This window comes from Vibrio sp. S234-5 (genome assembly GCF_000960595.1).
In the GTDB taxonomy this organism is placed as follows: Bacteria; Pseudomonadota; Gammaproteobacteria; order Enterobacterales; family Vibrionaceae; genus Vibrio.
Genome location: NZ_JZAM01000181.1, coordinates 113,338 through 135,700 on the forward strand (window position 1 = coordinate 113,338; position 22,363 = coordinate 135,700).

16 protein-coding genes are annotated in these 22,363 nt (G+C 49.6%); 5 read left to right on the top strand and 11 right to left on the bottom strand.

Annotated features, from left to right (window positions below; all coding sequences use genetic code 11):
• The first annotated feature begins 6 nt into the window (after positions 1-6).
• Positions 7-915, top strand: a complete 909-nt coding sequence (locus UF06_RS08885; protein WP_045570125.1) for a LysR family transcriptional regulator — start codon at positions 7-9, stop codon at positions 913-915.
• A 63-nt stretch (positions 916-978) separates the two neighbouring features.
• Here UF06_RS08885 and UF06_RS08890 read toward each other — a convergent pair whose 3' ends face one another.
• Together UF06_RS08890 and nfsA are read right to left on the bottom strand one after the other, a co-directional pair.
• Entirely contained in the window at positions 979-2,283 is a 1,305-nt protein-coding gene (locus UF06_RS08890; RefSeq protein ID WP_045570126.1) for a dicarboxylate/amino acid:cation symporter, read from the bottom strand.
• 435 nt (positions 2,284-2,718) lie between these two features.
• The gene (gene nfsA / locus UF06_RS08895) at positions 2,719-3,441 is read right to left on the bottom strand and encodes an oxygen-insensitive NADPH nitroreductase (RefSeq protein ID WP_045570127.1); all 723 of its coding nucleotides are present in this window, start codon (positions 3,439-3,441) and stop codon (positions 2,719-2,721) included.
• A gap of 164 nt (positions 3,442-3,605) precedes the next feature.
• Between nfsA and rlmC the strand changes: the two genes are divergently transcribed.
• Both rlmC and UF06_RS08905 read left to right on the top strand, forming a co-directional pair.
• Positions 3,606-4,739, top strand: coding sequence for a 23S rRNA (uracil(747)-C(5))-methyltransferase RlmC (rlmC, locus tag UF06_RS08900; RefSeq protein ID WP_045570159.1), 1,134 nt, complete (start codon positions 3,606-3,608; stop codon positions 4,737-4,739).
• A 145-nt stretch (positions 4,740-4,884) separates the two neighbouring features.
• Positions 4,885-5,094, top strand: coding sequence for a hypothetical protein (locus UF06_RS08905; RefSeq protein ID WP_039427058.1), 210 nt, complete (start codon positions 4,885-4,887; stop codon positions 5,092-5,094).
• A 103-nt stretch (positions 5,095-5,197) separates the two neighbouring features.
• On the opposite strand, the gene UF06_RS08910 is transcribed toward UF06_RS08905, so the two are convergent.
• The 3 genes from UF06_RS08910 to UF06_RS08920 form a co-directional block, all read right to left on the bottom strand.
• Positions 5,198-6,940 carry a hypothetical protein gene (locus UF06_RS08910; protein ID WP_045570128.1) on the bottom strand — a complete coding sequence of 581 codons (1,743 nt, stop codon included), beginning with the start codon at positions 6,938-6,940 and terminating at the stop codon, positions 5,198-5,200.
• A 325-nt stretch (positions 6,941-7,265) separates the two neighbouring features.
• Positions 7,266-9,113: a M3 family metallopeptidase gene (locus tag UF06_RS08915; RefSeq protein WP_045570129.1), complete on the bottom strand. Its 1,848-nt coding sequence runs from the start codon at positions 9,111-9,113 to the stop codon at positions 7,266-7,268.
• A gap of 119 nt (positions 9,114-9,232) precedes the next feature.
• A complete protein-coding gene (locus tag UF06_RS08920) occupies positions 9,233-10,684 on the bottom strand; it encodes a PLP-dependent aminotransferase family protein (protein ID WP_045570130.1) in 1,452 nt (483 codons plus the stop codon).
• A gap of 87 nt (positions 10,685-10,771) precedes the next feature.
• Between UF06_RS08920 and UF06_RS08925 the strand changes: the two genes are divergently transcribed.
• Positions 10,772-11,686 (top strand): DMT family transporter, encoded by a 915-nt coding sequence (locus tag UF06_RS08925; RefSeq protein WP_045570131.1) that lies wholly within the window; start codon positions 10,772-10,774, stop codon positions 11,684-11,686.
• A gap of 102 nt (positions 11,687-11,788) precedes the next feature.
• Positions 11,789-12,571 (top strand): transporter substrate-binding domain-containing protein, encoded by a 783-nt coding sequence (locus tag UF06_RS08930; protein ID WP_045570132.1) that lies wholly within the window; start codon positions 11,789-11,791, stop codon positions 12,569-12,571.
• Positions 12,572-12,615: 44 nt separating this feature from the next.
• Here UF06_RS08930 and UF06_RS08935 read toward each other — a convergent pair whose 3' ends face one another.
• The 6 genes from UF06_RS08935 to UF06_RS08960 all read right to left on the bottom strand — a co-directional run bounded on the left by UF06_RS08935 (position 12,616) and on the right by UF06_RS08960 (position 22,354).
• Positions 12,616-14,256, bottom strand: a complete 1,641-nt coding sequence (locus UF06_RS08935) for an endonuclease (protein ID WP_045570133.1) — start codon at positions 14,254-14,256, stop codon at positions 12,616-12,618.
• A 257-nt stretch (positions 14,257-14,513) separates the two neighbouring features.
• Entirely contained in the window at positions 14,514-16,535 is a 2,022-nt protein-coding gene (locus UF06_RS08940; RefSeq protein ID WP_045570134.1) for an alpha-amylase family glycosyl hydrolase, read from the bottom strand.
• Between the two features lie 258 nt (positions 16,536-16,793).
• A complete protein-coding gene (locus tag UF06_RS08945) occupies positions 16,794-18,731 on the bottom strand; it encodes an LTA synthase family protein (protein WP_045570135.1) in 1,938 nt (645 codons plus the stop codon).
• A gap of 11 nt (positions 18,732-18,742) precedes the next feature.
• Entirely contained in the window at positions 18,743-20,392 is a 1,650-nt protein-coding gene (locus tag UF06_RS08950; RefSeq protein WP_171816719.1) for a phosphoethanolamine--lipid A transferase, read from the bottom strand.
• 2 nt (positions 20,393-20,394) lie between these two features.
• A complete protein-coding gene (locus UF06_RS08955; protein ID WP_045570136.1) occupies positions 20,395-20,754 on the bottom strand; it encodes a diacylglycerol kinase in 360 nt (119 codons plus the stop codon).
• Positions 20,755-21,046: 292 nt separating this feature from the next.
• The gene (locus UF06_RS08960) at positions 21,047-22,354 is read right to left on the bottom strand and encodes an ATP-binding protein (RefSeq protein ID WP_045570137.1); all 1,308 of its coding nucleotides are present in this window, start codon (positions 22,352-22,354) and stop codon (positions 21,047-21,049) included.
• Positions 22,355-22,363 lie beyond the last annotated feature (9 nt).

Genomic DNA, 22,363 nt, shown 5'->3' on the forward strand with positions numbered 1-22,363 from the left:
TGCGTAATGGATACAAATAGACTGATTTCACTGCTGTCTGAAATGGCAGTATTCGCCAGTGTGGTTGAAGCGGGCGGTTTCTCCGCCGCAGCGCAGAAACTCGGTGTGGCGCCTTCATCGATTAGTCGTTCGGTGACGCGTTTGGAAAACGCATTGCAAGAGAAGTTACTTGAGCGAACCACGCGGCAAATGCGTTTGACTGCCTGTGGTCAGCAAGTCTATCTGCTCTGCAGCGACATGATGAGCGCCGCCAAACTGGCGGTGTCAGCGGCACAAAGCGAGAAAGATCAAGTGTCGGGCATGTTGCGTATCGCCGCGCCGAAAGCCTTGTCGCGTCAAGTGTTAACGCCAGTATTACTGAACTTCATTGAGGACTATCCAAAAGTTTCACTGCAATTGAAAGTCGCCGATCACTATATCGATCCAATCGGCGATGAAGTGGATGTGATCATCCACATCACCGAGCAACCAGTCCAAGGGTTGGTGGCACGTTCGCTAGGGCAGTGCCGTTTGCTGCTTTGCGCTAGCCCGGAATATCTGCAGCGCCATGGTACAGTCACCACGCCGCAAGAACTGAGCGAGCGTAACTGTCTCTGTTTGGGGGAGAATCCGCGAGATCGAGTGTGGGATTTTTATCAAGCAGAACAAAAAGTATCGGTGAATGTGCGAGGATCACTGACAGTGAATCACAGTGAAATTCGCCGTGAAGCGGTGCTGAGTGGATTTGGAATTTCGCTGTTTCCGCAGTTTGTGGTTCGTGAGGATCTGGCCTCAGGACAACTGGTGCCGGTGCTGGCGGATTGGCAGCTTGGCGGAAGATACCAAGGGACGATTTGGGCGCAATACGCGCAATCAAAGTACATTCCAAACCAGATCAAAGCCTTGGTTGACTATTTACAGCAACGTCTGAAGTGAGTGCCTAGAGAGGAAAAAAAGAAACCTCCGCCAAGGGCAGAGGTTTCGATGCAAAGAGAGAAATTATGCGTCAGCGCGTTTTAAATGCACTTCTTCTTCTTTCTCGCCCGCTTTGGGATCGGCAAAACGTTCAATGTCCAGCGCACCTTCTGATTTCGCCACAATCACTGAGACACACGCGTCACCGGTGATGTTTACGGCGGTGCGGATCATATCCAGCAGACGGTCGACACCCATGATCAGCGCGATGCCTTCCAGCGGCAAGCCAACTTGGTTCAACACCATCGCCAGCATCACAAGACCAACACCCGGAACGCCAGCGGTACCGATAGAGGCCAAAGTGGCGGTCAGGATAACCATCAGATAGTCACCCATGCTGAGATCGATGTTAAACGCCTGAGCAATAAACGCGGTCGCCACACCTTGCATGATCGCAGTACCGTCCATGTTGACTGTTGCGCCAAGCGGAACCGTGAATGAGGCAATTTTATTGTCCACGCCAAGACGGTTTTTCACTGTTTCCATGGTGGCAGGGATGGTGGCGTTAGACGATGCGGTTGAAAACGCAAACATGATGGCATCTTCCATTTTCTTTAAGAAAGTCAATGGGCTTAGTCCGGTAAAGCCTTTGAGCATCAAGCTGTAAGTGACCAAACCGTGGATGAGCAGCGTTGCGGTCAAGACTAGGAAGTATTCTCCTAGATTTATGATTGCGCCCAAACCTAGACCAGTGAAGAGTTTCGCCATCAGGAAGAACACGCCGTATGGAGCTAGGTTCATCAGCAGCGCGACCAGCTTCATGATCACTTCGTTTAAATCAGAGAAGATTGCCGCAATGCGCTCACCCGGTTTACCCGCAGCACTGATGGCAATACCAAACAGCAGCGCAAAGACGATGACCTGAAGCGTTTTGCCTTCGGCCATGGCACTGATTGGGTTGGTTGGGAACATATCAATGATCACTTGACCCAATGACGGTGCTTCAGCCGATTTAAACGAGCTGGCTGCCGTTAGATCGGCACCTGCACCAGGTTGGAACAAGTTGCCCATGGTCAAGGCGAGTGTGATCGCGACGGCCGTGGTGGTGATGTAAAACGCGAGGGTTTTTCCGCCCATACGACCTAATGTTGAAAGGTCTTTCAATGAGCTGGTACCACAAACGAGAGAAACAAAAATGAGTGGTACAACGAGCATTTTCAGGCTGGCAATAAAGATCTTGCCGCCCACTTCAAATAGTCCATTAACTATATATGCATCGACAAATCCATTGTCAGCAAATAGCGCGCGAATCGCGAATCCAGTCAAGATACCCGCAATCATGCCAAGAATTACACGGCCGGTTAGCGACATCGGTTTCTTGGTATTCATATGAACACTCCTTATAGTTATGCACCTTGAGTTCATTTCAAGGTGAGCAGCAGGGTAGCAGCGTCCGTTAAAAATAAAAAAGTAAATTGACCAATTGGATTAATAGATGTGATCCATCTCACCAAGGTTTTATAGGCATTCACAATGTGATAACAAAGATTGTCAGAATATTTATCTGCTAAATCATAGGATTTATCTTTTTTATCGCTCGATATACAAATGGTGAAATTCTTACCAGATGATAATCACTATGCATATCAGGCTTGCTTTTGCATAACTAATCGAAGTTTATGCACTATCAGAGAGGGGAGAGTAGCCCAGAGCCGTAGTCAGGTAACCAGTGACAAGCGGGTTATAGCGAGAGAATGCAAAATAAACGGCAGAGGGGGGGCGCTCTGCCGTGAAGAAAACGTCTTAATGCGATTGGCGACAGGACTAGCGCTTTGTCAGCCCCTTGCTGTGTAGGTAAGGCAAAATATGTGAGCGTGATTCGCCAGCCAATTTGCTGGTCACTTGCTCAGACCACGTCACCTGTTTCTGGTTGGATGAGCGTTTGCCGTAGTACTCCAGCATGGTTTGATCGTACTGCTCAACTTGTGCGCGATCCAATGGTTGATAGTGATTTTCATGCAACACCACCGACAGAGGCAAGCGCGGCTTAATTTCAGGCGTTTGATCGGGATGGCCCAAGCACATACCAAACAACACAGCGCAATGCTGAGGAAGCTGCAACAACTGGTCAACTTCTGCCGCGCGGTTACGCAGTCCACCGATATATACCCCGCCAAGCCCCATCGACTCGGCCGCGAGCAGACAGTTTTGCGCCATGATCCCCGCGTCGATGGCCCCAATTAGTGTCAGTTCTGTGAAGTCGGCTTGCACCTCTGGGTTGAGCTCGGCATGGCGTTGATAGTCGATACAGAACACCAAAAACTCGGCGGCACTTTGCACGTAGGCTTGCTGCCCGGCCAGCTCGGCCAAGGTGGCTCGTTTGTCGTTGTCAGTCACGCGGATCACCGACACCACTTGCAATAAGCTGGAAGAAGAAGCAGCAAGCCCTGCGCGCAGAATCGCCTCGAGCTGCTCTGAGCTGATCGGCTGTTGGGTAAATTTACGGATGGAACGATGCGCGAGCATGGTTTCGATAACGTTATTCATAGCAGAGTCCTTCGCGTCAAACATTGGCAGACTTTATCCCGATTTTCCGGGGATGTCGAACTGCTATCGATAAGCATAATTTGTCGTTAAGAGTAGTAATCGGAATGGTAAAGTGTGCTGGGCAGACTAGACTTGCGTTTTCTTTTTTCCAGTTCTCTATTGCCATGCCGTGTGAATTTTTCCAGCAGAAGCGCTGCACTTCCTGCACGTACATCGAGATGCCTTATCTGGCACAAATCGAAATGAAAGAAGCCCATTTGCGCCAGCTCTTTCCTCAGGTGTCCACTTCGGCGTGGCTTGCGCCTGTGCAAAGCCAGCCCACCCAATGCCGCAACAAAGCGAAAATGGTCGTGCTGGGCGCTGCGCATCAGCCGATTTTGGGCATCGAGAGCGTGCAAGATGGTTCGCCAGTGTCTCTCACCACTTGTCCACTTTATCAGGACGTGATGCGCGATCTGCTGAGCTATTTGCAGAACTGGATCCGTATCGCGGGTATTCCTCCCTACAATAAAGTGAAGAAAAAAGGCGAACTGAAGTTTATTTTGCTCACGCAAAGCCAAAAACGTGGCGAGTTCATGTTGCGTTTCGTGCTGCGTAGCGAAAATGCGCTGCAACGCATTCGAGACAATTTGCCCCGCTTACAGCAAGACTTTCCAGCGATTCGCGTGATTACCGCCAACATCCAACCGGTACACATGGCGCGGCTAGAGGGAGAGCAAGAGATTTTCCTCTCAGACGCGCAATATCTGTTGGAGGAGTTTAACGGCGTGCCAATGGTGATTAAGCCCAAAAGTTTTTTTCAAACCAACCCCGATGTCGCGGCAAAACTGTATGCGACGGCGCGAGACTGGGTCGCAGAGATCCAACCGCAAACCATGTGGGATCTGTTTTGTGGCGTAGGCGGTTTTGCCCTGCACTGCGCTCAACATGCGCAAGCGGTCGTGGGTATTGAAATAGAAGAAGAGGCGATCAACAGCGCCAAACTGTCCGCCAGCCAGCTAGGTATTGAGAACTTGAGCTTTGCAGCATTAGATTCTGGCGAATACTCGCGCTCGCAAACGCAATCACCGGATCTGATCTTGGTCAACCCGCCTAGGCGCGGGCTTGGCAAAGCACTGACTGATCAGTTGGAATGCTTGGCAGCTAAGCACCTCATTTATTCGAGTTGTAACCCGAATACTCTGCAAGCAGATTTAGCACACTTGGCCAGCTATCAAGTGGTTCGCGCCCAATGGTTTGATATGTTCCCTCATACCGATCACGCTGAAGTGATGATGTTACTTAAGCGCAACGACTGAGATTGGTGTTGAGCGCATTGAGCGCCTCTGTTTTTATTCCTCAATAGAGTTGTAAAGGAACGGTTTGTTATAACAGCTTGGTATTATCACTCTTTTTAATGGCAAAACTATAATTAACAGCGAAAGTGAGGAAGAGGAGAGAGCCATGAAAGTGGTTGTTGAGTTCCTGGAATCAGGACGCTTTAGAGATAACTTTTGGGACGGAGAATTCAGAGTGGAGAGAGGCGAACACCGTGCAGTTAGCCCTTCTCTCGCGGCTCAGTTGATCCACAACAGACAAGCATCCTTGTATCGATTTGACGATTCGGACCATGCTGCCGACATCAACCCGGCAGATGGAGCGCCGATGAAATAGGGAAAGTAAGCCAGACTGTGAGCGACCGATTCAGGTCGCTTTTCTTTTGCAAGACCATAAAAAATGGGCACTTTCGTGCCCAGCAAAAAGTATCCTGCAGAGATTATTGGCTCGCTTGCTCTTTGGCCACTTTCATCTCGTTGAGATCATTGTGATAACCAAAACCGAAGACCACACCGTGTTGATCCACATCCAGCGTCACCGTGGTAGCGGACTCGCTATAAAAAGCGTCTACCACCTCTTGAGGCAGTTCTTCGCCGCTCATTTGCATGCCGAGATCAATCAGCTCTAACAAGCGAGGTGAATCCATGAAAAACTTCATCAAGCCGTTGGCATTGAGTGCTTGTGGCATAATCTCTCCACTGGCCGAGGTTGCTTTTTCACCGGAATACAGTGTGAAGTGTTTGTCGTTAAGACGCGCAAACAGCGGATTCTCTAACCCTGTTTGATCTTGCAGCAGTTCAGTGAGATCCACAGGCTGATCATTGGCAGGAATGTCAATGCCTGCAAGCTCAGGGATGAACATTTGCGCGCTTTGTACCAGCATCTTCGGATCGCTGGCCGACATACTGAGGATGAAGTCCAGTTTATCGAGCGTCGGGCCATACTCACCTTCAAAGTTTGCCTTGAGGTCGTACAGACTAAAGCTCACCCCTTTTAGACCATTGACCATGCCCGACGCCATGCTCATCATCGCTGCTGGATTTTGTGTACCGAGCCCGTTTTGGAATTCACTCAGTAGCTCACAAGAGTACGTTGGTGTGCGTAGATCTTGCCAGATTTCTCCCACAGCAGGAGCCAGTTTCGCCATTTCCAGACCAAAACCTAAACTGAAGATGCTGGCATCGTCCGCTTTGAGGCTCGGTAGGAAACCACGAATGGTGTTCAATGCATTCAAAATGGTCTTGTTGTTGCTTTCGACGATCACGTCGCCATTTAAGACTGCTTTACCTTCTTGGTACTTAAACTGACCCGTCGCGACGGTACGTGGCCAGTTGCTGCCGATGGTGGCGAGCTCTTGCTGACATGCAGGCGTTTGTAGCAAGGCAAACACTTCTTCATCTTGAGGCTGTTTGATGACATTCAGTTGCTTAGCGATGCGATTGCCCTCTTTCGTGGTCAACCCTTTGATCAACGCTTGATGATCAAAGTACGCGTAGCTATTGTTCTCTTTGCCATATTTGGCCTGAAGCGCGCTGAGTATATCCGTGTCAGCTAAGGAGCGCGTTGGTTTCTCTTGACCTAGTGCCATTTTCAGCGGGCTTTCGTTGCCCAACTCAGGACTATCGAGCGTAATCGTCAGCACGTTGCTTTCAGTGGCGATAATCAAATCGAGACCAATGCCAAACTCTTGTTTGTCAGCGACGGCATATCGACGGAAATCGACGCTCCCCAGTTTTTCTGCTTTGTGTGTCGCGCCCGTTTCCTGCTCTTTTTGGTCGATGGTGTGCCAAAATGCAGCCGGATCTTGCAGCGTGAGCTTGTACACAGGGATTAAACCTATGGTGTAAAACAAGGGGTTAATTTTTTCTGCTGTACCAAGGTACTTTTTGAGCGCTTCAGGGGAAGAGGCGCTTTGCGCATAACCATCAAATAAAGCAATGAGAAAATGTTGCTCTGGGGTGAGGTCGCCATCAAACTCATCGGCCAGTTGCTGTTGACCGAAGCTGGCCGATTTTAGATAAGCATAGTGGTCAAACGCTTCGGTTTGCACCGAAACGATGGCTGATTCTGCTGGAATTAAAGAGAGCAAATCATTGGTTTCTTGGGTCAGAACGCCGCTTTGGTAAACATAAGCGCCAATCGCTGCAGCCGATACCGCTGAAGCAAGTAGTAGTTTTTTCACAGCCAACTCCGTTGTTTATAGAAGCTTCTTCCACTGATGTTGTGTGATTCGAAAAGAAGAAGACAAAGTAGTAAAAAGTGCACATCATGCCGCATGTTATGCGACAAAACTAAGCCGCATTATACTAAATAATGACGCCTGTAGCATATAGAAATAGCTTTCTTTATCAATCAGTTATTTATAAGTATTTGTTATGTATTTCAATTTTGCAGCGAGTTTTATTGGGTACGAAATGAGGTAAAAGTGAAGCGCAGAGAGCGAAGAGAAAACAACAAAAAAGGGCTGGAGTGATCCAGCCCTTGAGCAATATGCCTTGACGGCAAGATTAACGGCCGTAAGTGGTTTCGATGTAGCGCTCAAATTGCTCGCACATATCGACATCACTTAACTCGTTGCTCGCCAGAACCTTCGCGCCATCGACCACAGTGATGCGGGCATTGAGAGACGCTGGCTGTGGACGTGTGCGCTCACCCAGCGCCGCAATTTTCTTCAGCTGCTGTTGCCACGCTTGTTCACTGGAAAGGTTGCATGCATCGGCGAGGTACTTGGCGTTAAAGCCCTCGCCAGTGAGGCTTTTGATCGAATCCGAGTGAGAAACGCTGTTGCCTGCATGCCAGTAATGTTTTGCCAACAAGGGACCGATCTCTGGGTTGTCAGTCAAGTAACCAAACTTTTCGGTGAAGTAAGCGCGAGTTTGATATACCGCCATGTGCGCTAACAGATAACCTTGATAAGCGCAGGACGCTTCATCCGACAGCAGGTGAGGGATCGCCATCAGCGGCCTTGGGCTGCACGCCAGCCCTAAAATCTTCTGCTCGGTATCGCGCGCCAACTGAGTGACCACTTCTGGCGTCAGTTGGGTTTCCTCCAGTTCATACAAGGCACGTTCAAAGTACGGCACAACTAAGATGCTGCGCTCTTCGTAGGCTTTAAATGGCTGACGGCTGTTGATCATCGCTTGAATCACTTCATCCGGTACCGGATTGCCATTGGCATCGAGCGCGTACAATTTTAGCCAATCGGCATCGTTGAGTAAGCTGTCGCAGAACATGGATTGTGTTTCTGCATACGCCATTGAGGTTGGCGCGAACTCTTGCGAGAAGCATGGCGCGTTCATCTTCACGTTGGCAAAGTGTGCGGCGTGGCCACCCTCATGGAATAAGGTGTTAATGCCATCGTAACCACTGCCGACTTGATCCGGTTTGGCATTCGAAGTGAAGTTGACTTTAGCCGCGATCCATTCGCCTTGATCGTAAAATGACGGGATTGGCCCGTGGCAGAAACCATTCGGGTATTTGCCTTTGCGATCCAACAAATCGAGAGTTAACTCGGCCGCGGAGTAGTCGATGTTCAATCGGCCAAACGATTCGACCCAGCGGCGCAGCGATTTAGAAAAAGGCACGTACGGATCGAGATCGCGCATCGCATCGCCTGCAAATGAGAAGATGAAGTTGTGCCCGTGTAGAGCTGCTGATCCTTTTTCTTGCGCCAGTTGCTGCAAACTATTTTGATGCGATTGGCGAGTACGTTGCTCGAAATCATCCAAAATGGCGAACAGTGCTTGTGTGGTCATGTGCTCGGTTTTAACCACCGAATAGTCAAAGAAATTTCGGTAGCCCATCGAACGAGCAAAGGCATTGCGTTTTTTGACCAGCTCTAAGAAACCCTTTTGTAGCAGCCACTGTTCGAGATTGAGCAGGGCTTGGTGGGCCGATTGACGCACCGTTTCCTGATCGCTATTGCGAATCGCTGCGCCAAGTACCGGCAGACTGCCTTCGACTTCTTGACCCTGCTCGTTGGTGTAGGTCATGACGTGGTTCTGTTTTTTCTCAAACAGCTCTGCTTCGAAACGGATCAGCTCGGCTTTTTGCTCGCGAGCGGTGTCAGCTTCAATTGCATGCGATTCAAACATGTTCAGCCAGCCTTGTAGCCCCTGTTTGGTCGCACTTTTTTCTTGTTGGTCAGTGATCTGCTCAGCCGCTTGAAGTTGTTGTTTGATCTCAGTGATCTTGTCGGCTTGGGCTAAAAAGTTGGTCCATTGTGTCTGTGCTTGGGTTGATCCTTGGTGATCATCGCTGATGCCCATGTAGGTTTCCCAGAAGAAATCTTCTTTGCTGCGATGAATGGTCAGATATTGGTGATTGAGTTGATTTAGGTAGGAAGTCGCAGTCATTTTTGTCCTTGAAAATGGTTGCTTTGAAGAAGCGCCATTATGACATGGCGCACGAATCGGCCCTAAAGTGCCACAAGTTTCATTTTGCCGCAATTTGTAAACTGCAATGTACCCTTAGTTTACAGCGGGTCTTTGGGGATCTGTTTAGCAATCAGCTTGGCGAGTAAATCGATCGCCGCTTGCCAATTTTTATCTTGATTAAAGGTCGCGACACAAAAGCGCACACAGTGCCGGTATTGCTGCTGGGTGCCAAACACCGTGCCGGGCAGCAAGCTGATGCCCTGTTGTTTGCATTGTTGATAAAGCTGATAGCTGTCAGACCCTTGCGGTAGGATCAACCACAGCAGAAAGGAACCTTGCGCTGGGTGAAGAGTAAACCGGCCCAGCATGCTGGGACACTGGTTTAAGGCCTTGCTAAGCATCTGGCAGAACAGTTTGCTGTTGTGTTGATAGATCCGCCGCATGCGCGCGGTGTGCGAGCGATAACGGCCAGAAGTAAGAAAGCTCGCCACGGCGGTTTGCATCAGATTCAGGCTGCCCATGCTATCGCACAGCAGATGTTTTTCAATCGCTTGGCGATAGCGCCCAGACAATACCCAGCCAATACGCAAACGTGAGTCCAAGGTTTTCGACAGCGAGTTGACGTAAATCACCCGATCTTGGCTATCCAGTGACTTGAGCGTTGGCTGCGGGGCTTCGAAGCTCAGCGCGCCGAACACGTCGTCTTCAATAATGGGTATGTCGGCTGAAATCGTCAGCAATTGCTGCCTTTTCTCCAGCGTCATGGTTGCGCCAGTCGGATTGGTGAAATTGGGCGTGACTAAAATCACCTTGATCGGCCATTGGCTCAGTGCCAGAGCGAGCGCATCAATCTCCATTCCGCTTCTCGGACAACTGGGGATTTCAAGCACTTTGAGACCTAACGATTCCAGCAGCAGCAAGGTGCCGAAATAACAAGGCGATTCCACGGCGACGATATCGCCGGGCTTGGTGGTGGCACGCAGTGCGAGACTGATGGCTTGTTGTGCGCCATGGGTGACAATTAGATCATCGACGGAGGCGGGCACGCCCAGATCCGCCGTTAACTTTGCCAGTTGTTTAATCAGCAGTTTATCGCCTGGCGGCAATTGGTAGTGGCTGGGGAAGTGGTTTTGCATCCGGCTATGGCGTCCGATTTCGGCGTAGAGGCTTTTGATCGCGGGCGCTTCGATATTGGGGTGCGCGGAGCCTGTCGGCAGCCGCTCCCGTTGTTCGGGGTAGCTGAGGATCTCTCGGCACACCGAAAGCAGATCCACGTCGGCAGGAGCGCAGCATGTTTGTGTTCGCTCATTTTGTTGCTCTTTGACGCGAAACCCGGAGCGATGTTGCGCATAGACCAGCCCTTGTGCTTCCAGCTCCTGATAGGCGCGGATCACGGTATTCTTACTTACACCAAGCGTTTGTTGCAGCTCGCGTATCGACGGAAGTCGGTCTTCTGCTTGATACTGCCCGGTGGCGATTCGCTGCTTAAGATGCTGCTCGACCTGCAAATATTTATTTTCGTTCATACTGCTTTGAGAAACTGTACCCATAAAAATGGCCTTGTCTGTCTCTTATCTCTTTATCTGTACCCGACTAAAGTAACCCAAAATAGTAAAACAAGACGAGAGAAAGTAACCATGTTGCTGAGATTGATCCCATTTATGTTTGTGGTGTTGTGGGCCTCTGGCTTTGTTGGCGCGAGATTGGGCTTGCAGTACGCAGAGCCAGCAACGCTACTGTCGATTCGTATGGCGGCCAACGTCGTGCTGTTTTTGCTGCTGGTGGCACTGCTTCGGCGCAGAATGCCCACCGGAGCGGGGCTTTGGCATTCTTGTGTGGTTGGCATCTTGATCCACGGTTTCTATCTTGGTGGCACCTATCTGGCGATTTCGTTGGGTATGCCAGCTGGGTTGAGTTCGCTTTTGGTGGGCATTCAGCCGATTTTGACGGCGGTAATACTGCTGTTAACCCTGCAAGAGCGCTTTCGCAGCTCTCAATGGTTGGGGTTAGTACTCGGCTTTATGGCTATCAGTTTGGTGTTGTCGGGCAAAATGGACTGGCAATCGGAGCAATATAAATGGCAAGCGGTGACGCTGTGTTTGATGTCATTGGTGGGCATTACCCTCGGCACCTTATACCAAAAGCGCTTTTGCCATGGGGTGGATATGATTGGCGGTGCGACGGTGCAGTATATGGCGGCGATGCTGCTATTTTTGCCTTACGCGCTGCGTTTTGAAACGATGCAGGTGCAGTGGACTGGCGAGTTTATTTTCGCCCTCATTTGGCTGGTGGTGGTGCTCTCTTGCGTGGCGATTTTGCTTTTACTTTATATGGTGAGAAATGGTGCGGCGTCGAGTGTGGCGTCGGTGTTTTACCTTGTGCCACCGATGACGGCGTTGCAAGCGTGGCTGATGTTCGGTGAATCGTTTGATATCAATGGTGTCGCTGGTTTTGTTTTGGCCGCAGTGGCGGTGTTCTTGGTGGTACGCAAGCCTAAAATAGCGCCGTTAGACGAAACCGCCCTCGTGGCTGCCTCTACCGTGAAATCGTGACGGCAAACTGAGGCGTTATTGATTTAGCGAATGCCGCTGATAGACGTTGCTGGGATCTTAACCTATTTTTTAGGTAGCTTTCGGCAAAAAAACAGGTGGAATATGGGCGTCTTACATCGCGGCTTTTGTCTTTTAGGAATTGTCCTCACGGCATTCGCCTCCGCATCTTCTTTTGCTCAGGTCACCTCGCTTGAGGATCTTGCTTTCTATTCAGAAGTCTACCCGCCGGCGAACTTCATTAAAGATGATGTTCCTGCTGGCTACTCGGTCGACATTCTTATTGAAGCGGCAAAATTACAAGGTGTGCAGATCACCCCTCAGCAGATAGTCATTCAGCCTTGGGCTCGCTCTTATCGAGCGACCTTGACCAACAATGATGCGGTGCTATTTTCTACCACGCGCACCGAGCATCGTGAGTCGCTTTTTAAGTGGGTAGGGCCAATTAGCGATATTAAAGCGGTGGTGTTGGCTCGAGTCGATTCCGGTATTGTCATCAAGGACCCGATTGACATGGCGAACTATCGCATCGGCGTGATTCGAGACGATGTCGGGGAACAAATGTTGCTGGAGCTGGGCGTGCCGCGTGAAGCGATGCAAGAAGCAAATTACGTCACCCAATTGGCTGAGCAATTGATGAAAAAGCGCATTGATCTGCTTGCTTACGATGAAAATGCGGCACTCTGGTGGACTGGCCAAGCCGGGCTCGATCCCAAGATGTTTAAGGTGGTTTACATCCTTAAAAAAGGTGAACTCTACTTTGCTTTTAATAAGCATGTGCCTCAGAAGGTCGTAGAACAATTGCAGATGGGGATTGATCGGTTGAAAAGCGAGAAAAATGCCGAGGGTATTTCTTTACATCAAGCGATTATGAATCGCTATCGCTAAGCATCTTCCCCATGCAAGTGGCCTGTATGGGGAAGACTGTCCGATTAGTTGCCCCAAATTGCGCTGACAAACTCCGGATGATCGATAAATGGATTGCGGTTGCCTTGAAACTCAAACACCGCTTGGTTGCGCTCTCTCTCCTTTTGACTCACCGGATCCGCACTATGCCAACGTTTGAGCATATTCAGTATCCAAGGTTCAAATACGGTGCTGTTGGTGCCGTCAAGAATTGCGTCGGAGTTGCTGGTATTGCCTTCCCAATTGGCGATGGCATTTTCGTAGCGGGTTGCCATGTAGAAGTAAGCGCGAGCAAAATCCCCTTTGAACTCGTCAATGGGCTCAAATACGGTGCCGTTGTAGCCTAACGTCGCTGAAGCCGTGCCCAGTTTCGATCCATTGCCGGATACATAACTGGCGCTACCCACTTCACCAAATGGCCAATTGCTGCGCTTGGCATTGACATAACCGTCGGTGGCGAAAATGTGGTGACCATCGGAGTTCATTGGCTCAATGGTGCCGCCAAACCAGCTTTTCGGGAAAGAGTGCTCACGGTTGTAGCAATCGCCTTCTTTGCTGTACTGGCCGCACTGGTCCGTCACTTTAGTAAACTGAGCTCCGTCAGCACCCGCAGGTTTTTCCGAGTACATATCAAGGATGGAACCGTCCTGCTCATAGTAGAGATCCAAATCGGCGACTTTCGCTAGGTTCCAAATTGCGTTGTAGCCTTGGCTGTTGTGATTGGTGATGATGTTGTAGAGCGCGGTTTTCAGTGCAAAGCCGGTTTTGCCCTCAGCGGCTTTGTAATATTCGCCGAGCACCGGTGGCTCAGTAGGATCCGTTGGATCCGTTGGCGTACTGCTGCCTAAAGTAAAGGTGGTTGCTTGACTTTTGCCAAACTCAGCGCCAGAGGCAAGCGTGGCGCCGTTGGCGACAAGGCTGTAAGAGCCATTCCCAACGCTGCAGCAGATGCCGTCTCCGTAGGTATCATTGATTTCAAACGTATATTCGCCATCGGCGAGGCACATTTCCACTGTGTTGCTGGAGGAATTGTCATAGCCAGAACCAGAAAACAAGCTGCTACCTGATTTGTCTTTGAGCAACCAACTGGTTTCACTAGCGTATTGGTCGGTGATTAAGGTCAGAGTCGCGGTAGTATTGGCGCAACTGGTTGGTTCTGTCGGAGTGGTGGCGGTCTCTGTCGGCTGAAAATTGTCGATATAAACGGTTTCAGAGCCGTCAAAACCCGTCATGTCATAAAAACGCAGACCGACAGCAATCTCTTTGCTCGCTGTCGCGGTGTAAGCAAAGGTGAGATCTTGCCATTGGTTCACGAGGCCGTTATTGGAATAGCCCTGATAGCCGTCCACGATCAAGCGTGCTTTTACTTTGCCTTCAGTGTGATAAAGCGACACGGAAAACTGGTAAGTTTTGCCCTGTTCCACCTGCACAAGCTGAGTGAAATCGGTCTCTGATTGGGTTCCAGTATTGACTGCAATGGCTGCAGCGAGCTTTCCGCTTTTAAACACTGAATTGCTTTGGCTCAGCGCAATACCGGAATCAATGGTTGTCCATCCGTTTGGTGTGTTGTTGGTCCAACTTTCAAAGTCACCATTGGTGACTTGTGCGTACGCTGCGCTGGTGGAGAGCAGAGTCAGTGCACTTAGAGTCATTATTCTATTTAGCATATAACCTTCTGTTTAATGATATAAAAATCAATTAAGGATAAAGTTTCATCGCAACAGGAAAGTTAACAAAGGTCGCAATTTGGCATTACAAAACCATTACTTTCATGAATATGTTTGAATTTGGTCACGAAATAAACAGGAAGCCGATTTCGTTAATCAGAGGGGGTGAAAGGTTAGCCAAATATAAAAAAGGGATGCTGATAACAGCATCCCAAACTAGCAGGGTGAGACACCCAGCTTATGTCGCTGAGCTGGCGTTACTCAGCACATTTGGACGCCATTACTTTGAGTGGCGTACCTTGTTGGTCAAATTGCAAACTCCAAACGTAGCGGCCCTCCGCCATGATGGTCACCGCGGTATCTTTACCATAGCCGCCTTTAATCAATGGGTTATCTTGGCCTAATTTCAGACTCAGCCCTTTGGCGGTGAACTGAGGAGTCCAGGTTTTAGCGGCATACTGCATACGGTAGCTGCCCGGTTTTTCGTTGGTCACCACTTGGTAAACGCCGTCGCCTTTGTACTCAAACTGGCGATGATCTTGGTGCTGCCAAGCCGAATCGCTGAAATCGCCAACCACGTAGAGTTTTTTGCGGATAGGTCCACTCTCATCGAGCGTTGGGTTATTGCACTGCGCCATGAAGCCTTCACCGATGCCACTGGCCATCGCCGCTTTGGCAACTTTAGGGCCAACTGCCGAAGGTTGATTGATCTTGAGGAAGCGTGCTTCAAGTGGGTTGAGCGAGACCAGATATTGCCCGTCGATCAGTTTGATCTCCTCACCGGTCAACAGATCGGTCAAGCTGCCCGTTGATCCCACTTTTTCATCGCTCAGTTGCAAATATTGCAGCCCTTTGCCGAGATTCGCCACGTAGAGAATTGATTCGTCAGCCGTGCTTTTATGATCCGCGTAGACTTTGTTGTCAGCCAGAACATTGACCCGCTTGCCTTTGGCAAGGGCCGGATGGTTGCTACGCAGCGTCATTAGTTTTTGCACGTACTGTTTGAGGTCTTGCTCGTTGGCATTCAACGTCGCCGTTACGCCTTCCACTTTGCCGCTGGAGCGAGCAACGTGATCGTCACATAAGCCTTTAACCGCGCAATCTTGTTCTACTTTTGCGGCGAAATTATCGACCTGATCGCCAATCTCATCGCCGTAGTAGAGGGTGATTGGCCCAGTGTAAGCCGCTTGGAAAGCGAAGACCGCTTTGTGGCGCAGCCAGTATTCAGCATCTTGTGGCTCGGCGATGTTGCCGCGCTGCAAGAGATCGCCAAAGCGGACTAAGTCATGGTTGCCGATCATCAGGTTCGGCTGAGCATGGCTTGGATAAAGCGCATGTAAGTCCATACCTTCTGCCAGCCATTCGCCCGATTTACCGCCTACGCCCGCCTCATTCACCGCAAAGGTTTCGACTAGGCGATAGCGTACCGGGAAGTCAAAAGCGGAGCAGAGTGCGGGATTTTCTCCGCTACCATAGCCAGTTTCGGTGATGCGGTTTTCACCCGCCCAAATCTCGGCCACCATGTAGCCCAGTGGGTTGACGTTTTCCCCTTTGTTATTGGTGTAAGTGACACTTTTTGAGGCATCATCTACGGCTTTGCGGATCTCCACCCAGGCCTCTGTCGGCACTTGGTACGCTTGGTCTAGGCGCCAACCGTCAATCTTGAGTTCTTTGACCCAAAATTGTGCTACTTCCTGATAGAACGCGAGGCTTTCAGGGTAGTCTACTGGGTTGTTGCCTCCAGCCGGAAGCTTGCCTGTCGGTGAGGCGACCACGTTGCCTTTGTGGTGACCAAACACGCCATCAAAGAAGACGTATAAGCCGCGTGCGTGGGCTTCTTCGACCAATCGGCGTGCGTCGTCCATGGTGCCAAAACGTGGGTCTATTTCAAAATAGTTGGTGGCAAAATAACCGGTGGCGTCAAGGCGATCTGCCCAGTGATCTTGCCCCGCTTTTGGTACGGAGTTAAAGATTGGTGTGAGCCAAATGCCGTTCATCCCCAACGATTGGATGTAATCAAGCGAGTCAATGATGCCCTGAATATCGCCCATATGGTGGCTGGTGCCGTAGCCAGTGCCGTGGCCAATTTGCTCGTTGCCGTTGACAAAGCTCTCCACCATGACTTGGTAGATACGCAGATCGTCCGCTTTATCCGTCGCGGCGACATCGCATTGGTAGGCGTTGGTGCTGGGCAGTTTCTCGACATTGGAGGATGAGTTACAACCGGCCAGCAAGGGGGTGGCAACCGCCAATGAAAGTGTGGTGAGTACCTGTTTCACGTTAATTTCCTTATTAGAGTTTTGCGCAAATTATTGATGAAGAATTCATCAATAAAATCAGCCTTTTTACTCAGTCAGCAGGGAGGAGGAGGGAGGATGAGAGATCGTAATCACAGCCACTTAGCGATTTATCCCTACCGAGATTGTGGCGGATCACAGATTGTTGAGTAAAAAGTAAAAACGCCATCGAAAGTCGATGGCGTTTTTGTGAGGGTGAGCAAATTTGTTTTTTCAGGCTGTCAGATGACGGGTTGGGCGTTAGTGAGCGGCGTCAGCGCTGTACCAATTATATTTGTACGCCATCGAACCTAACAAAGCATGAGCTTTGGCTCGTTCAATATCCTCTGGGGTAGCGTCTTTGGGCGTGAGCGTTTTATCGGCAAAGTTGTATTGGTAAGTCGACACTTTTTCGCCCGGTGAGAACACCACCAAACTATCACGAGTGAGATAGCCAAAGTTTTTATCAAACTGCATCATGGCTCGTTCATCTTCACGCGCGAGAGGCTTAGTTAAATCTCGACCGATCATCGGTGTCGTCGCATCCACTCCAATCAAAGAGAGTAAGGTTGGTGGCATATCTAAGTTATTCGCCAAGCGATCGTCTTCTCTCGGAGCTATGTCTTTACCCAGAATCAACGCCGGGATATGGAAATGCTCCACGGGAACGAGCTGTGAACCGTACACGCGTGCATCGTGATCGGCGATGATGATGAACACGGTGTTATCCCAGTAGTCTGATTTTTTCGCTTTATCGAAGAAAGTGCCGAGTGCGTAATCTGAGTATTTCACCGTATTGTTGCGCGTATTGAACTGGGCATCATACGGCTCAATCTTACCAGCGGGATACTCAAACGGGCTGTGGTTGCTCGAGGTAAAGACTAAGCTGAAGAAAGGTTTACCTTGTTGATTGAGCCGAGTGAACTCTTGATCCGCTTTGGTGTAGAGATCTTCATCACTCACCCCCCAAGAGCCTTTGAACTCAGGGTTATCATATTGAGGCTCATCGACAATCTGTTCAAAGCCATTGCCGAGGAAAAAGCTTTTCATGTTATCGAAGTGCGCTTCGCCACCGTAAATGAATTGGGTGTGATATCCCTGCTTTTGCAGTAAATCCGCGATGGTGAAAAAGCCAGTTTGGCTTTTGCTCAGTTTGACCACAGCGCGTGATGGTGTCGGTGGGAAACCCGTGGTTACCGCCTCAATGCCCCGAACAGAACGCGTTCCTGTTGCGTACATTTGAGTAAAGCTCCAGCCTTCTTTAAGCAGCTGATCCAAATTTGGCGTCAGCGGCAAGCCGCCCAATCCACCAACAAAACGTGAACCTAAGCTCTCTTGCAATAAGATCACAAGGTTTTTCTTTGTGCCCTGATGTGTGGCAGGGTTAAAGTTTAGCGTTGGTAAGCTGCCAGGCAGATAGTTCTCTTTGGCGGAAGATTGTTTCACCAAGTCAATAACGCGATCGGTATCCATCTTGCCATAAAATTGCGCCGCGCTTCGCTCGGATTTCATATTGTTGACAGCAAAAAAGACCGAGTAAGCTGAGTTCAGCACAAGATCATTGACCAATGGATCGCTGGAGAATGCCACCATCGCCGGGTTGAGCGGTCGATGGCCTAGTGATGAACGTGCGCCGAGCACTCCAAGAATGACAACAGCGACCGCCAATACGGGACGCCAGCGCCACTTGACTTGCTGAGTTTGCGCCGTGACTTTCCCGCTCCATTTCCAGCCAAACCACAAGGTCGCGACAGAGCCGATCAAACCGATAAACAGCTCCAGTTTGTAACCCGACCAGAGCATGCTGAACACTTCTTTGGGGTAAATCAGGTATTCAACAAACAAACGGTTTGGCCGCAGATCGTATTCCATGATGAAAGGCGGTGTGGCGAGCTCCATGTAAACAAGTATCCACAAACCGGCCACCAACCAAAGACGCAGCAGTGTTCGCCAAATCTTACCGAAGATGCCTTGCACGGGAAAAAGCGCAGCCAGCAGTGCTGGCAGGATAAATAGCCAACTGAGCGTGGCAATATCGACCCGAATACCTTGCACGATGAGATTGAGCCAACCTTCAGCGGCACTCACTCGGTCTGCTTGCCAAACGGCAAGCAGCACTCTAGATGTGGAGAGAATGCCCAAAGCAACGGCGCTAAACGCCAAAATAGGATGTAATGGGCCCAAATTCAGTTTGCGCATGGATGATTTCCTTATGAACGGCACGCAGAGAAGAGATCAAGCCGAGAGTTATACTCTTCAGTTTGGACGTCCATTATCCCAGTCAATGAATGGAAAATATAGTCATGTGAATAGGTATCTGTTTGTTGAGCCGCGGCTTTTAGGCAGCTTTCGTTCACATTTTTGGTTTTTTTAAAACCTGAAGACATCCAGAGCATCAATGGCACTTTAGTTTGGTACTCTGGCGCTAAGCTGTACGGCATGCCGTGTAGGAAGAGCCCATTTTCCCCAAGCGATTCGCCGTGATCCGAAACATAAATCAGCGCGGTATTAAATTGCTCTTCGAGGCTTTGCAATTTCTCAATCGTCTGAGCAATCACATAGTCGGAGTAGCGAATTGTGTTGTCGTAGCTGTTAGTGATCTGCTCTACGCTGCAGTTTTCGATATCAGCGCGAGGGCAGTCGGGCATGAACACTGCGTGTTCTTTGGGGTAACGTTGGAAGTAGGTCGGGCCATGGCTACCGATAAGGTGCAGCGCAATCATACGGTTGCCTTGCATGCTGGCGACTTCTTGATCAAAGTTTTCCAGCAACGCCATATCAAAGCAGGTACTGCCATTACACATGGCATCTTTGCGCGAACGATCAACCGTCATGGAAGGAATGTTTCGTGCAACGCCTTTGTCACCGCCATCGTTTTCTTTCCACAATAGAGAAACACCAGCACGATTTAAAATATCCAGCACATTGTCTTGATTATCTGCCACGGAACGTTCGAAATTTGCACGAGTTAGGTTGGAGAATAGACAAGGAACAGAGACGGCTGTTGCCGTACCGCAAGAACTGACATCTTGGAATGAGATGACATCAAACTGGCTGGTATAAGGATTGGTTGCACGCTCATAACCATTTAATTGGTAGTTTTGCGAGCGAGCCGTCTCGCCCATCACAAACACCAGCAACGTGGGCTTGGTTTGTGCTTGGGCAAGCGCTTGATCAGACTGTTTCGCATCTAAGCCCTGCTCTTTATAAGGCTGTGGCGTGGTGAAATAGGTATCCCGCACATACTTAGTTGCACTGTAAACATACTGCGTCGGGATGATCATTTTTTTCAGGTAGCTGTTATTGCGACCGACCGAGGCGTAATCCTGATAGTAGAGTCCAGCGATAACGGCAATCACCGCCAAAGAGGCCAGAATGCCGATCAATTTGTGCAGCACCATTTTCGGCAAGGAGCCATCAAGCGATAGCTTTATGCGACACACCCACAGGGCTGGCAAAATGCCCATGAATAGGCTCCAGAGAAGCGAGTAACGACTGAGGTAAGAACCCGCTTCGCTGCTGTCGGTCTCGAAGATATTGGCAATCATGCTGTAATCAAACAAGGTGCCGTAGTTGTACCCTGCGTAGCTCACCATGCTCGATACAATCAGCAACAGGACAAAAAGCGGCTTACTCAGCCAAGGCCAACTCAATAGGTTGAAGATCAGATTGAGCGCCGCCAGAAAGAACAATGGAATGGAAATGGCAAAGCCAATTTTAACCGTGTCCAGCTTAGTGAAAATAGATAACAACTCTTTATAAACCGGTAGGTTAACCACCAGTGTAAAATAGAGCGCCATCAAAAAAGTGAAGGAGAGATAGGAGAATTCGCCTTTTGTGGCGGTTTTAATTCTGTTCAACATCATGCCAGTAATACCGAAGACCAAACAAACAGTGTCAGAGCCAGCGCAACAAAAACCGCCGCCGAGCCGATGTCTTTGGCTCGTCCACTTAGTTCATGATGCTCGCTACCAATACGGTCAACCACTGCCTCTACAGCAGAGTTCAGCAGTTCAACAATCACCACCAGCAGGAGACTGGAAATAAGCAAAATGCGTTCGACATGAGTCACTGGTAAGAGAAAGGCCACGATGGAAAGGAGCGTGGTCAAAATCATCTCTTGTCTAAATGCGGCTTCGTGCAACCAAGCGGCTTTAAGCCCTTGAATGGAGTAACCGCTTGCATCAACGATACGGCGAATGCCAGTTTTTCCTGGTTTCAAAACAATATTCCTGCTTTGTAGTGTGTGATTAGCATGGCGCTGCTTTCTTAAGATTGGCTTAGCAATCGGCGCGCTCGTGGGGGAGCGGGGAGCAATAACACACGGCGTCACAAGACGCCGCATTATATATTGCCAAGTAGGAAAACAGGGCCGGACAGTCCGACATTAATGATGTGATAGCGAGATAGCTGCTAACATTGTCATCAATAAGGGATGCAAATGTACAGTGTTTTATATTCTGAGTCCGTCAGACTCTGTAATGAAATGTAAGACGTAAGCGATATGGTTATAATTAGTGCAATTTATTTTGCGTGACCGCGTTGTGACGTACGCGCACGATAAAACAAGCACCACCATAAAGGCTGTGAGCGACATCAACACTGCCTTGATGAACAGTGGTGATCTGTTTGACAATCGCTAACCCAAGGCCATAACCGCTGGTCGACTTGTTGCGTGATTTGTCCACGCTGTAAAAGGCATCAAATAAGTAGGGCCAGTCTTTTTCGCTGATGCCGGGGCCATCATCGTGAACTTCGACCGTCAGCTGATCTTCGTCTGTGAAGATGGTCAAGACGATGCGTGATTTGGCGTAGCGCATGGCGTTACGAACCAAGTTATCCAGTGCTCGTTTGACAAGGTGGGGATCGATGTGTACCGATGAAAGGGGTGTTTGCAACTCGATGCCTACCGAATGAGACGTTTCGCTCTGCCATCTTTGCTGCAAAGTGGTAAACCAAGATGAAAGAATAATGGATTGAGTTTGAATATTGGCCTGAGGGCGCTCCATTTTGGCGTAGTAGAGCATTTCCTCTACCATGTGTTCCATTTCATCAATATCTTCCACCATGCTCGATACGGATTTGCGCTGGGTTTGACTCAGTTCAGAGTCCGCTAAGAGATCGGCTTGCCATTGCAAACGGAAGATGGGGGTGCGCAGTTCATGAGCCACCGCGTTGGTCAGCATGCGATTGCTGGTGATCAAATTGGCAATTTTATCGGCCATGATGTTAAAGCTTTTGTTGAGGCTTCCGACCGAATAACGGCTGGTGGTTTTGGCGCGTACTGAAAGGTCGCCGGAGGCAAAAGCTAAGGTGACTCGTTCCAATTCGCGCACGCGGCGGCTCAAAAACCAGATCAGTAACACGCAGTAGAGCGCAAACCCCAGCATAAAGAAAACCCAAATGAGGTTGTCTGCAAAATCAATGGCTTGTCTAAGTGGAGAGTGAATATCCTCGGTCAGATGATAGACCATGGAGGTATCGTCAAAACGCAACCATAGGTTGCGATCGTGATCAAAGTAGACTTGCAAGGCGCTATCGGCAAAGGCGTTGTCCACTTCAGCGGGCAGTGCCATAGGATCAAACAGAGTCAGCACAGTGCGTGTTGATGCCGCGTATTGACGGATCTGTTGCGTTACGTACAAATCGCCTTTTTCCTCAAAGGCGGGTTCGAGCAACTGATGAAACGCCTCTGCCTGATACTGTTCGAGGATCTGGTCGTAGTCCGTATTCCAATGATAAACCACGGTTTCATAGCCCCACAGCGTGGCAAAAAACAGAATAACTAAGCCACAGAATGCTTCGAGGTAGAGGCGTTTCATGTTGAATCG